Origin of the sequence: Halorientalis pallida (genome assembly GCF_004118325.1) — an archaeon.
GTDB classification, from domain to species: domain Archaea; phylum Halobacteriota; class Halobacteria; order Halobacteriales; family Haloarculaceae; genus Halorientalis; species Halorientalis pallida.
On the sequence record NZ_RDFA01000002.1, the window covers coordinates 482,454 to 495,554 of the forward strand.

At 66.5% G+C, this 13,101-nt stretch carries 10 protein-coding genes; 7 read left to right on the top strand and 3 right to left on the bottom strand.

What is annotated here, in order from left to right; translation table 11 throughout:
- Positions 1-173 precede the first annotated feature (173 nt).
- Together EAF64_RS07660 and EAF64_RS07665 are read left to right on the top strand one after the other, a co-directional pair.
- On the top strand, positions 174-788 hold the full coding sequence (locus tag EAF64_RS07660) for a hypothetical protein (protein ID WP_129068380.1): 615 nt from the start codon (positions 174-176) through the stop codon (positions 786-788).
- Entirely contained in the window at positions 781-2,343 is a 1,563-nt protein-coding gene (locus EAF64_RS07665; protein ID WP_129068381.1) for a hybrid sensor histidine kinase/response regulator, read from the top strand. The genes EAF64_RS07660 and EAF64_RS07665 overlap by 8 nt, the downstream gene beginning before the upstream one ends.
- Before the next feature lie 3 nt (positions 2,344-2,346).
- Here the strand turns inward: EAF64_RS07665 and EAF64_RS07670 are convergent, their stop codons facing one another.
- Genes EAF64_RS07670 through EAF64_RS07680 form a run of 3 tightly spaced genes read right to left on the bottom strand, consistent with a single transcriptional unit; the run spans position 2,347 to position 5,626 of the window.
- A complete protein-coding gene (locus EAF64_RS07670) occupies positions 2,347-2,919 on the bottom strand; it encodes a dolichol kinase (RefSeq protein ID WP_129068382.1) in 573 nt (190 codons plus the stop codon).
- Positions 2,919-4,778, bottom strand: a complete 1,860-nt coding sequence (gene glyS / locus EAF64_RS07675) for a glycine--tRNA ligase (RefSeq protein ID WP_129068383.1) — start codon at positions 4,776-4,778, stop codon at positions 2,919-2,921. Before glyS ends, EAF64_RS07670 begins: the two co-directional genes overlap by 1 nt.
- Positions 4,775-5,626 (bottom strand): CBS domain-containing protein, encoded by an 852-nt coding sequence (locus EAF64_RS07680; RefSeq protein ID WP_129068384.1) that lies wholly within the window; start codon positions 5,624-5,626, stop codon positions 4,775-4,777. The genes glyS and EAF64_RS07680 overlap by 4 nt, the downstream gene beginning before the upstream one ends.
- 212 nt (positions 5,627-5,838) lie before the next feature.
- Here EAF64_RS07680 and EAF64_RS20890 point away from each other — a divergent pair, with 212 nt between their 5' ends.
- The 5 genes from EAF64_RS20890 to EAF64_RS07700 all read left to right on the top strand — a co-directional run bounded on the left by EAF64_RS20890 (position 5,839) and on the right by EAF64_RS07700 (position 13,079).
- Complete coding sequence (locus tag EAF64_RS20890; protein ID WP_193767614.1) at positions 5,839-6,003, top strand: DUF7556 family protein; 165 nt, start codon at positions 5,839-5,841, stop codon at positions 6,001-6,003.
- Between the two features lie 107 nt (positions 6,004-6,110).
- Positions 6,111-6,533 (top strand): PPC domain-containing DNA-binding protein, encoded by a 423-nt coding sequence (locus EAF64_RS07685; protein WP_129068385.1) that lies wholly within the window; start codon positions 6,111-6,113, stop codon positions 6,531-6,533.
- Positions 6,533-11,668, top strand: coding sequence for a DNA polymerase II large subunit (gene polC, locus EAF64_RS07690; RefSeq protein ID WP_129068386.1), 5,136 nt, complete (start codon positions 6,533-6,535; stop codon positions 11,666-11,668). The genes EAF64_RS07685 and polC overlap by 1 nt, the downstream gene beginning before the upstream one ends.
- A 214-nt stretch (positions 11,669-11,882) precedes the next feature.
- Positions 11,883-12,182, top strand: coding sequence for a DUF7130 family rubredoxin-like protein (locus EAF64_RS07695; protein WP_129068387.1), 300 nt, complete (start codon positions 11,883-11,885; stop codon positions 12,180-12,182).
- Positions 12,183-12,191: 9 nt separating this feature from the next.
- The gene (locus EAF64_RS07700) at positions 12,192-13,079 is read left to right on the top strand and encodes a ketopantoate reductase family protein (protein WP_129068388.1); all 888 of its coding nucleotides are present in this window, start codon (positions 12,192-12,194) and stop codon (positions 13,077-13,079) included.
- Positions 13,080-13,101: the final 22 nt, after the last annotated feature.

Genomic DNA, 13,101 nt, shown 5'->3' on the forward strand with positions numbered 1-13,101 from the left:
AGATATTAATGGCTGGAGCAACGAGATAGCGTACACGAATGTCCGGAAACCGGGAGCGGCGGGCGTCTCTGTCGGGCTGTCGGCCGTCTGGGCTGTCCGGTGCGGTCTCGACCCGGCAGCGACGCGCCGTCGCCACCCGTCACGGACAGTGGGGGAATCCGGAGTGAGAACCGATGCGTGAGCCCGAGAACCGGGACTGGACCGAGCAGGAGACGGCCCAGCACATGGCCGAACAGGTCTGTCTGGGGTTCCAGGCCCACGACCGGAAACGACGAGACGAGGCTGTCGAAGCCTTCGCCACCGTCGACGCGCTCCAGTTTCAACACGTCGACACCGAGACCGCCACGCACGCGGCGACGGCCTACGTCGCGGCCCTGTGGGCCAAAGACGACGTCGAGGTCGACCACATGGCCGACGGCGAGATCGACGACGACGACCTGATCGAGGCCGACTGGGAGCCCGTCCGCGAGAAGTTCCGCGAACGGGCCTCTATCCTGGGGATGAACCCACGCTACGCCGAGCTATCGACGACGGCCTGGCGCAACCACAAGACCGGCCGGGACTACTGGACGCCGATCCAGCGGGCCCAGGTGATCGAACTCCGTGCGGCGATGAGCGACGAGGAGTACCCGCACAAACCACGATACGGCCAGTCCGGGTTCGGCCCGGAGGCGGCCCGGTACGCCCTGGCCGTCGAACTCCACGACATGCACACTGATCGACACTGGCAGCAAGCGATGGACGTGATGGTGCCGTACTTCGAGGCGATACTGGAGGCGCATGACTGAGGATTCATCGGCCGGACTCTCACCCGGACCACTGGCCGACGCCGCGATCACCACCGACGGGACCGACGAGGGGAGCGACGGCCAGGTCTCGATCCTCCACGTCGACGACGACCCCGACATGCTGTCGCTGTCGAAGACGATGCTCGAACGCCGGGACATCGACGTGACCACCCGGACCAGCGCCGAGGAGGGCCTGGAGTACCTCCAGGAGGCCGACGTGGGCTGTATCGTCAGCGACTACGAGATGCCCCGGACCGACGGCCTGGAGTTTCTGGAAGCCGTCCGCACCGACTACCCCGATCTCCCCTTCATCCTCTTCACCGGCAAGGGCGGCGAGGAGATCGCGAGCAAGGCGATCTCGGCCGGCGTCACCGACTACCTCCAGAAGGAACCCGACGAGGGCCAGTACACGGTACTGGCCAACCGGATCGTCAACCTCGTCGACCAGTACCGCGCGAAGAAGGCCGTCGAGCAGACCCAGAAGCGGTTCAGCAAGCTCATCGAACACTCGACGGACGTCATCTCGATCATCAGCCCGGACGCCCGCTTCGAGTACCTCTCTCCCTCCGCGGAACACATCCTCGGCTACGAACCGGCCGAGATGGTCGGCGAGTACATCTTCGACTACGCGCACCCCGAGGACCGCGACGAGGCCATGGAGAAGTTCTTCGAGACGGTCAAAGACCCCGACAAACAGCCGACCGTCGAGTTCCGGTTCAAACACCCCGACGGCTCCTGGCCCGTCCTCGAATCCCGGGGCCGCAACCTGCTGGACGACCCCGACGTCCAGGGCTTCGTCGTCAACTCCCGGGAGATCACCGAACTCCGCGAACACGAGCAGGAGCTGAAACGACAGAACGACCAGCTCGAGGTCATCCGCAGCGTCGTCTCCCACGACCTGAAGAACCCGCTGAACGTGGCCAAGACGACGCGGGACCTGGCCGCCGAGGACTTCGACGACCCCGACCGTCGCGAGGACGTGCCCGAACACCTCGACCGCCTGGGCCGCGCCCTCGACCGGATGGACGTCATCATCAGCGACATGCTCACGATGGCCCAGCAGGGCCAGCGTGTGGCCGAGACCGAACCGGTCGACCTGGAAGCCACCGCCCGGGCGGCCTGGGAGATGGCCGGCGGCGACGACGCCACCCTCGAAATCGCCGAGACACCGACGATCCGGGCCGACGAGAGCCGTCTCCAGCAACTCCTGGAGAACCTCTTTCACAATTCGACTCGGCACACCGACTCGGCCGTGACGGTGACGGTCGGAACCACGGCGGCGGACGACACCGACGACGACGCACGGATCGTCGGCCTGTACGTCGAGGACGACGGCCCGGGGATTCCCGACGACGAGTACGAGACGGTGTTCGAGTCCGGCTACTCCACCGCCGAGGAGGGTAGTGGCTTCGGGCTGGCTATCGTCGAGCAGATCGCCAAGGCCCACGGCTGGGAAGTCGGGATTACCGATCCCGGTGAGGGTGAGGCTCGGGAGAACGGTGACACCCCCGACCCCGGCACGCGAGTCCTGATCGACGGCGTGCAGGTCGCGTGACGGTCAGAGCACCGGTCCGAGGGCCAGGCCGACGGTCATCGCCCCTGCAGCGACCAGCGGGATGGTCAAGTTGTCGTCGATCACGTAGCCTCGAATCACGGGTTTGACGCCGTCGGCCAGCATCGCCGCCAGTCCCCCGAGCACCGCCGCCACCGGCGGGACGAACGGGAGCGCCAGCCCAGTACAGACCAGAAACATGGCGCCGAGGACGCGCGGTCGCTTGATCGACCGGAGTTCGTCCGCGCTGAGCAGGCCCGAGACCGGATCCCCGAGCGTGAGCATCAGGATGGCGGGGACGGCGATCGTCGGTCCGAACAGGAGGCCGGTCGTCGACCCGCTGAACACGTACAGCGCGTACCCCGCCGGATTGTCCTGTTCGTACTCCCTGGTCAGCACGTCGTAGACGACCCACTCGAAGCCAAAGCCCAGGCGGGCCACCTCGAGGACGACGGTGAGCGCCAGCCCACCGACCAGCAGGTAGCGCAACTGTGGCCAGGTGAGCAGGTCCAGCAGGTAGAGCCCGGGCACCCCCGCGCCACTCGCGTGAACGAGTCGGCGTGCGACCTCGTTGGCCATCAGAGGGCGCCGACGGTCGTCTCGCCGGCCCGCAGGTCCGCGACGACGCCAGCCAGCTCGTCGACCGGAACGCGGGCCTGCGCCGTCGTGTCCCGGTCGCGGATCGTCACCGTCCCGTCCTCCAGCGTGTCGTAGTCGACGGTCACGCAGTAGGGCGTCCCCACTTCGTCCTGCCGGCGGTAGCGCCGACCGATGGAGCCGGAGGCGTCCTCGGCGACCTCGAAACCGGCCCGGCGGAGCCGTTCGGCGATCTCCCCGGCTCGCTCACCCAGCCCGTCCTTGTCCATCAGCGGGAACACCGCCACCGTCGTCGGCGCGAGTTCCGGCGGGAGGGTCAGGACGGTGCGCTCGTCGTCCTCGTCGTCACTGCTCGCGGCTTCTTCTCGCGGGCTTTGCCCGCTCGAATGGTCCGAGGCGCTTCGCGCCTCGCTATCACCGCTCGTGTCCGAGGCTGAAGCCTCGCTTCCCTCGCCCGCGTCGTCCTGCGTCAGGCTGTGGGCCAGCACGGTATAGACCAGCCGGTCGACACCGAAGGATGGCTCGACGACGTGTGGCGTGACGTGTTCGCCGGCCTCGGTGACCTCCTCGACGGCGAAGCCGGTCTTCTCGACCGGGACGGTGTACTCCGCGCCGTCCACGTCGACGGTCACCTCGTCGTCTTCGAACGCCGAGCGGTCCCGTTCCGCGAGGGCTTCGAGGGCGTCGCCCACGGCGGCGGCGTCACCGCCGAATTCGGGACCGAGGTAGCTCATGTCCGGTTCGACCGTGGCGCGCTCGACGGTGATCGGGTCGTCGTACTGCCTGAAGATCGTGAAGTCGTCGTCGGCGTACTCCCCGTGCTTGGTGAGGTCGTAGTCGCCGCGGTAGGCGAAGCCGGTGATCTCGATCCAGTCACCACCGATCTCGGCTTCCGCGTCCCAGCAGTCCGCGGCGTAGTGGGCGAGTTCGCCCGAGCGATGCTGGCGGAACCGGAATCGATCCATGTCGACGCCGATGCGCTCGTACCAGCCCTGGGCGACGCCCAGGTAGTAACCCACCCAGTCGCTCCCGACGACGCCCTCTTCGACGGCCTCGCCGACAGTCATCTCGACTGGTGCGCCGTCGTCGTCGTCCTGGCGGGCTTCCGAGTACAGCGTGACTTCCACGTCTTCGACCGACTCCAGGTCCGGTTCGTCGGTTTCGGGATCGACGAAGTGTTCGAGTTCGGCCTGCGCGAACTCCCGGAGGCGGACCAGCCCTTTTCGCGGGCTGATCTCGTTGCGGTAGGCCGCGCCGATCTGGGCGACGCCGAAGGGGAGTTGTCCGCGGGCGTACTCCTTCAGTCGCGGGAACTCCACGAAGATACCCTGAGCGGTCTCGGGACGGAGATAGCCCGGCGAGGAACTGCCCGGGCCGATGTTCGTCTCGAACATGAGGTTGAAGTCGTCGACGGGTTCGCCGGCGAGGTCGGTGCCACAGGACGGACAGACCAGGTCGTTCTCGGCGATGATCTCCTCGATCTCCGCGATGGCGATGGACTCGGCCTCCTCGATGTCGGTGTTGTCCTCGACGATGTGATCCGCGCGGTGGGAGGCCCCGCACTCGGGGCACTCGACGATCATGTCGTCGAAGCCGTCGAGGTGGCCCGAGGCCTCGAAGACGGGTTCGGGCATGACGTTGGGGGCTTCGATCTCCATGTGGCCCTCGCGGCGGACGAACCGGTCGCGCCAGGCGTCTTCGAGGTTCTCCTTCAGGGTCGCGCCTTCGGGACCGTAGACGTAGAAGCCGGAGACGCCGCCGTAAGCCTCGCTGGACTGGAAGAAAAAGCCCCGTCGCTTGGCCAGTTCCGTGAGTCGGTCGGTTGCGGTGTCGTCGGTCATCGGTAGAGTGCGCGAAGCAAGTCCACGTCCTGGACGACGCCGGCGAGGACGTCACCGGAGACGAGCGGGATCTGCTCGATGTCGTTGTCGATCATCAACTGGGCGGCGTCCTGGGCGGTCCGGCGCTTCGAGACGGTGACCAGGCCGTCGCTCATGAACTCCCGGACGGGTTTGGCGGGGATCTCGACGTTGCGGGTCGGCATGTAGCTGTTGCCGACGGCCTTGACCGACTCCCACTTCCAGTCGTCGTCGTCGTCGGCGATGGACTCGCCGGTGTCGGCCTCGCCCTCGACGACGCGGGCCACGTCGAGGATGTCGACCTCGGTGATGATGCCGTCCATGTCGCCGTCCTCGTCGAGGACGACCGCGTAGGGGACGCCCGCGTGGGAGAGTTCCCGCTCGGCCACGGGCAGGGGCGTCTCGACGTAGACGCAGTTGATCTCCCGGGTCGCGAGGTCGCCGACCTCGGTGTCGCCGTCGACCTCGCCCTCGGCGATGGCGTGGATCACGTCGGTGACGGTGACGATGCCTTCGAGTCGGCCGTCGACGACGGGCACACGGCGCGCGTCCTCGGTGACCATCAGCTCCGCGACCTCGGTGAGGTCGGCGTCCTGGGTTGTCGTGGGGACCTCCTCGACCAGGAGCGCGAGCTGGTCCTCGTCGGGCTGTTCGATCAGTGCGTCCCGGGAGACCAGCCCCCGGAACTCCTCGCCGTCGTCTCCCTCCTTGATCACGGGGACCGACGAGAACGCCCGTTCCTGCAGATACTCGAGGACGTCGTCACGCGTCCCTGGCAACTCGACCGTGACGACCGCCGAACGGGGCGTCATGGCGTCTGCGACCTTCATATTGGGTCCAAATCCTGCCTGCACCTACAAAGGCCTTCACATTGGCCCCGCCCGCGCCCGCGACACCCCGCCCAATCACACCCGGGCGTCGGCCCCGAAACCAGTCCCGAACGAGTCGGCCCACTCGCCCGGGCCAGCAGAATCGACCACACTGAAAAAGGACACCATTAAATTCCGGCACTTTTTTATTGTCGTGTGTAAGACTCTCATGCATGGCACAGGATGGCGCTGCCAGGGAATCGGTCGCAGACTGCGAAGCGATGGGCTCGGTCGACAGCGGCGAGGTCGATCAGTTCATCATTGCGTACCCGTGTCAGGACGACGCCTGGGCGTCCATCCCACTTACAGCGGCCGCCTCGCTCGACGAGTGGTGTTGAGGCCACACCGCGCTCGCTTCTCGACTGCCAGCACCGACCAGTCACAGCGGCGGGGCGGTCGCCGCGAACGACGAAGATTTTTGACCCGTCCCGTCCTGTGAGACGACATGGATTATCGTGAAGTCGAGGGTGCCCGGGAGTACGTTGCCCGGCTCGACCACGGCGTCGGCTGGCGCAGTCAGATCGAGGCCTTCGCCGACGAGGAGGGCATCGACGCGGCCTTCTTCATCGGCCTGGGTGCGGTGCAGGACGCGACGCTTCTGTTCTACGACCAGGACGACCAGGAGTACCAGACCGTCGAGTTCGACGAACCGTTCGAGGTCGTGCCCGCCGTCGGGAACGTCTCCTGGCTGGAGGGCGAGCGCTTCGCCCACACGCACATGACGCTCTCGCGCGAGGACGGCTCGGTCGTGGCTGGCCACCTCGACGAGGCGACGACGTTCGCGGGCGAACTGTACGTCCGCGAGTTCGACACGAAACTGGACCGGGAGCACGACGAGACAACCGATCTGGACCTCTGGCCGCTCTAATGCGAGAGGCAGACGACCGCTATTTCGAGCGGCTGGAAGCCGACCTCGACGACGCCTTCGAGGTGGCACAGGCGGCCCGCGAGCGCGGCGGCGACCCCACGAAAGACGTGGAGATTCCCACGGCGCGGGACATGGCCGACCGCGTCGAGAATATCCTCGGCATCGACGGTGTGGCCGAACGGGTGCGGGACCTCGAAGGTGAGATGAGCCGAGAGGAGGCCGCGCTCGAACTCGTCGAGGACTTCGTGGACGGCTCCGTCGGCGACTACGACACCGACGCCGGCAAGATCGAGGGCGCAGTGCGGACGGCGGTCGCCCTCCTGACCGAGGGTGTCGTCGCCGCCCCGATCGAGGGCATCGACCGCGTCGAGGTCCTCGAGAACGACGACGGGACGGAGTTCGTCAACGTCTACTACGCCGGCCCGATCCGCTCTGCGGGTGGGACCGCACAGGCCCTGTCCGTGCTGGTCGCCGACTACGCCCGCTCGTTGCTCGGCATGGACGAGTTCAAAGCTCGCAAGGACGAGATCGGTCGCTACGCCGAGGAGGTCGACCTCTACGACCAGGAGACGGGCCTGCAGTACTCACCCAAGGAGAAAGAGAGCAAGTTCATCGCCGAGCACATGCCGATCATGCTGGACGGGGAGGCCACCGGCGACGACGAGGTCTCGGGCTATCGCGACCTCGAACGGATCGACACCAACTCCGCTCGCGGCGGGATGTGTCTGGTCTTCGCCGAGGGGATCGCCCTGAAAGCCCCGAAGATCCAGCGCTACACCCGCAACTTAGAGGAAGTCGAGTGGCCCTGGCTCCAGGACCTCATCGACGGCACGATCGGCAAGGACGACGGCGACGACGAGGGCGAGGACGGCGAGGAGGCCGAGGCGAGCGACGGCGAGGCCGACGACGCGGCCGAGGACGCGACCGACGAACCGGCGGGACCGCCCCGCGTCGACCCCTCCGAGAAGTTCCTGCGGGACCTGATCGCCGGTCGACCGGTGTTCACCCACCCGAGCGAACCCGGTGGATTTCGCCTGCGCTACGGCCGGGCGCGCAATCACGGGTTCGCGACCGCGGGCGTTCACCCCGCCACGATGCACCTGGTCGACGACTTCCTCGCGACCGGGACCCAGATCAAGACCGAGCGCCCCGGCAAGGCGGCGGGCGTCGTCCCCGTCGACACCATCGAGGGGCCAACGGTTCGGCTGGCCAACGGCGACGTGCGCCGCATCGACGACCCCGGAGAGGCGCTGGCGGTCCGCAACGGCGTCGAGGCCATCCTCGATCTGGGGGAGTATCTGGTCAACTACGGCGAGTTCGTCGAGAACAATCACCCCCTGGCTCCAGCCAGCTACACCGTCGAGTGGTGGGAGCAGGACCTCGAAGCCTCGGCCGCCGACGTCCAGGCCATGCGCGACTCGGTGCGCGTCGATCTGTCCGATCCCAGCGCCGACGAGGCCATCCAGTGGGCGATGGAGTACGACGCCCCGATCCATCCGAACTACACCTACTGCTGGCACGACATCTCGGTCGACGAGTTCGAGCGGCTGGCGGCGGCCGTGGCCGACGGGGAGATCGCGAACACTGATGGCGCCGTCGTCTCGGATACCAGCGACGGCGATCCCGCCGAGGGCGACCTGATCGTCCCCCGAGCCGACGATCCCGAGGACGTCTCGGGCGTCCTCGAGAGCCTCCTCGTCGAACACCACCAGCACGAGGACCGACTGGTCGTCCCCGACTGGAAGGCCCTCGTCGTCTCGCTGGGCCTCACGGAGCGCCTGGAGCGAGAGTGGGCCCCCGAGGACCTCCCCGCCACGGCCCGTGAGTACGACGGCGGCGACAACGCCATCCGCGCAGTCAACGCCGTCGCGCCCTTCGAGATCCGGGAACGGGCCCCGACCCGCATCGGCAACCGGATGGGGCGACCCGAGAAGTCCGAGTCCCGCGAACTCTCGCCGGCGGTCCACACCCTCTTTCCCATCGGCGAGGCCGGCGGGAACCAGCGGGACGTGTCCAAAGCCGCCGACGCCGGTGACGCCGTCGAGGGCACCCAGGGCGAGATCGAGGTACAGGTCGGTCGCCGGGAGTGTACCGACTGTGGCACCCGCACCTACCACGCCCGCTGTCCCGACTGCAACGGTGTCACCGACGCCGTCTACGTCTGCCGGGACTGTGACATCGAGGTCGAACCCGACCCCTCGGGCCGGGCCGAGTGCCACCGCTGTGAGTCGCTGGCCTCGCCCGTCCAGTACGAGACGATCAACGTCCGCGAGCAGTTCCGCGACGCCCTCGACAGCGTGGGCCTGCGCGAGAACGCCTTCGACATCGTCAAAGGCGTCAAGGGGCTCTCCTCGAAGACCAAGACCCCCGAACCGATCGAGAAGGGGATCCTCAGATCGAAACACGGCGTCTCGGCGTTCAAGGACGGCACGGTCCGCTACGACATGACCGACCTGCCCGTGACCGCCGTTCGCCCCGCCGAACTCGACGTGACCGCAGACCAGTTCCGCGAACTCGGCTACGAGGAGGACATGCAGGGCGAACCCCTGCGCCACGACGATCAACTCGTGGAACTCAAAGTCCAGGACATCGTCCTCTCGAACGGCGCGGCCGAACACATGCTCAAGACGGCCGACTTCGTCGACGACCTGCTGGAATCCTACTATGGGCTGGACCCCTTCTACGACCTCGACGACCGCCAGGAACTCGTCGGGGAGCTGGTGTTCGGGATGGCACCGCACACGAGCGCGGCGACAGTTGGCCGAATTGTCGGATTTACGTCAGCCGCAGTCGGGTACGCCCATCCGTACTTCCACGCCGCGAAACGCCGGAATTGCTTCCATCCCGAGACGAAAGTCTGGTACGAGGACGAGGATGACACGTGGCACCACGAGTCCATCGAGTCGCTCGTCGAGACGTATCTCGACCCGGAACGAGCGGAGACTGACGACTTCGGGACGCTCGTCGACCGCCTCGACGACCTCGACGGAACACTCCGGGTCCCGGCACTGGCAGACGATGGGTCACAGGACGCTCGACCCGTGGAAGCGCTGAGCAAGCACCCTGCTCCGGACCACCTCGTCAGAGTTGAGACCGAATCCGGCCGAACGCTTCGGCTGACACCGGACCACGAGGTCCACGTATTCGACGGCGAGATCGGTCGTATCGTGTCCGTCTCGGCGAGTGAACTCGACGAGACCGAAACCATGGTGACGCCGTCGCACCTCGATAGCGTCGCCACGTCAGAGACGATCGAGTTCGACCTCCTCGCGGAGTTCCTCCGGTCCGAAACCGTCGACACCGACCGTCTGATGGTCAAGGGGCTGGACAAGGACCGGCTGTACGACCTGTTCGAGCGACGACTCGCCGACGGCTGGGATGGCCGGTTCTATCCACTCCAGAGTACAGCGGACTACCTTGGACTCACGAAGAAACGCCTCAGTAACTACCTCTACAGGGAGTCGATTCCGGTCTCGCTCCTCAGACAGTTTTTCGACAGTGACGCGGACCTATTCGAGTTCGTCCCGTCGGACGTGCAACTCGGCCTGAAGCGGGACAGCGCCGAGATAGACCGCACGGTCACACTTGACACCCGGGTGGCGACACTCCTCGGGTACTACGCGGCGGAGGGCTTCACGCGCCGGCAGGAGACCACGAAGGGCGACATCTTCCAGACCACGCTGTGTGGGACCGAACCCGAAGCCCGTGAGTTCTTCTATGACGTGTTCTCGACCGAGTTCGGTCTCGAACCATACGAGGAGAACGACGCGAAGGTAACGGCCTCGGGTCGACTCCTGCACGAGTTTTTCGACACCATCCTCGACGCTGGACATCTCGCGCACACGAAACGTGTCCCACAATGCGTCTTCGATTCACCGGACGCCATCGTCGAGGCGTATCTCAGTGGCTACGTCAGCGGAGACGGTTCGACCGACGGCGGTGCACCGCGCGTCACGGCGACGACCGTCAGTCCGGAACTGCGACACGACCTCGTGGCACTCCTGAGCCGACTGGGGATCACGGCGACCGTCCGAGAAACGGAAACTAGGCTTCTCCGCGACCAGTTCCCCGAGTTCTACGAGCGGACCGACGACTCACGCTCCCGACCGACCTTCGAACTGACAATCTCACGGCGGGACGCAGTCGCGTTCGCCGATCGGGTCGGATTCCACCTCTCACGAAAGGACCGACTACTTGCCGAACGCGTCGCCGAGACCAACGTGGGAACGGGCCCAGCCTACGCGTTCGACGGTGGCCGAGACGATATCGTGTTCGACCCGGTAAGCGACGTATCCTACGAAGAGTCGAACGAAGAACACGTGTATTGTCTGACCGTCTCGGAGACCCACTCACTCGTTGCGAACGACCTCTCCGTCGCTCAATGCGACGGTGACGAAGACTGCGTGATGCTTCTGATGGACGGAATGTTGAATTTCAGTAAATCATTCCTCCCTGACAAGCGTGGCGGAAAAATGGACGCGCCCCTGGTCATGTCCTCGCGGATCGACCCCACCGAGATCGACGACGAGGCCCACAACATGGACGTGATGGACCAGTACCCCCGGGAGTTCTACGAGGCCACGCGGGAGATGGCCGACCCCGAGGCGGTCGAGGACATCATGACCATCGCCGAGGAGAACCTCGGCACCGACCGGGAGTACACCGGCTTCCGGCACACCCACGACACCAGCAACATCGCGCTGGGGCCGGACCTGTCGGCGTACAAGACGCTGGACGACATGATGAAGAAGATGAACGCCCAGCTGGAGCTCTCCCGGAAACTCCGGGCCGTCGACGAGACCGACGTGGCCGAACGGGTCATCGAGTACCACTTCCTGCCCGACATCATCGGCAACCTCCGGGCGTTCTCCCAGCAGGAGACCCGCTGTCTGGACTGTGGCGAGAAGTACCGACGCGTCCCGTTGACCGGTGACTGCCGGAACTGTGGCGGGGACATGACCCTGACCGTCCATCACGGGTCGGTGAACAAGTACATCGACACGGCGCTGGAAGTCGCCGAGGAGTACGGCACCCGCGAGTACACCACCCAGCGCCTCGAAATTCTGCAAAAGTCCATCAAACGCATCTTCGAGAACGACAACAACAAACAGAGCGGGATTGGCGACTTTATGTAAGCCTACCCTTTCCGCCTCGGGTTCGCGCTACAGGCGCGAACCACTCGGCGCAAAAACGTGGGCGAAAAAAGCGGAACGCGCGCCGTAGCGCGCGTTCCAGTGCCGTGCTGGTGACTCCGCATCCGCCCCGCAACCGCACCGCGACCGGTCGACGACCCCGACCCACTGTGATCCGGGCTAGATTTAACCACCGGCCCGACGAATCGTCATGGGTATGAGTGACACACCTGAGGGCACCACGCCGTCGTTCGGACAGACGGTCTACGACGACGAGGGCAACGAACTTGGCCGCATCCGGGGCTTCGACGAACACGGGTTCTACGTGACCCTCGACGAGGGTATCGAGGGCTTCTCGGAGGAACACGTGACCTCCGGTCACGAGTGGGGCGAGGCCGAGTTGATGTGGCGCTGCTGGGAGTGTGGTGAGATGGGCGACATCGACGAGGACATCCCCGAGGCCTGTCCCACCTGTGGCGCGCCCAAAGAGGACATCTATTACTGGACCGAGGACTGACCGGCGACCGTGGACGTCCTCGTGTTCGGGGCCGGGAGCCTCGGCTCGCTCGTCGGTGGCCTGCTCGCCCGACAGCATCGCGTGACGCTCGTCGGGCGAGCCCCCCACGCCGGAACCGTCGCCGCCGAGGGTCTGACCGTCGATGGCGAGATCGAGTGCCACGTCGACCCCGACGGCGTGACCGCAGTGCCGCCCGATGCATCGCCCGACCTGGCAGTCGTGACAGTCAAGGCCTACGACACCGACGCGGCCGCCGCCGCGCTGGCCGACTGCGACCCCGGAACTGTGCTCTCGCTCCAGAACGGCCTCGACAACGAGGCCCGACTGGGCGATCGCCTCGACAGCCCGGTACTGGCGGGTACCTGTACCTACGGGGCGATGCTGACCGAGCCGGGCCGGGTCACCTGCACCGGCGTCGGCGAGGTCGTACTGGGACCGCGTGAGGGCGGCGAGTCCGCCGCCGCGGACCGAGTCGGTGCGGCCTTCGACGAGGCGGGCATCGAGACCACGGTCGCGGCGGACATGCCCCGCCGAACCTGGGAGAAACTGGCGGTCAACGCGGGGATCAACGCCACCACGGCGCTGGCCCGGATCGAGAACGGCGCGGTGCTGGACGGGCCGGCGAGCGAGGTGGCTGCAGCGGCCGCACGCGAGACCGCTCGGGCGGCGCGCGCGGCGGGGGTCGATCTCTCCGACGAGGCGGCGGTCGCGGCCGTCCGGCGGGTCGCCGAGGCGACGGCCGACAACACGTCCTCGATGTACCAGGACGTACTGGCCGAGCGCCGGACGGAGGTCGACGCGATCAACGGGGCCGTCGCCGAGCGGATCGACGCGCCGGTCAACCGGACCCTCGCGGGACTGCTTCGGGCCTGGGAACGGGCACGCGACCGCCGATAAGTGGCAAGGTTTAGTGGGTCGC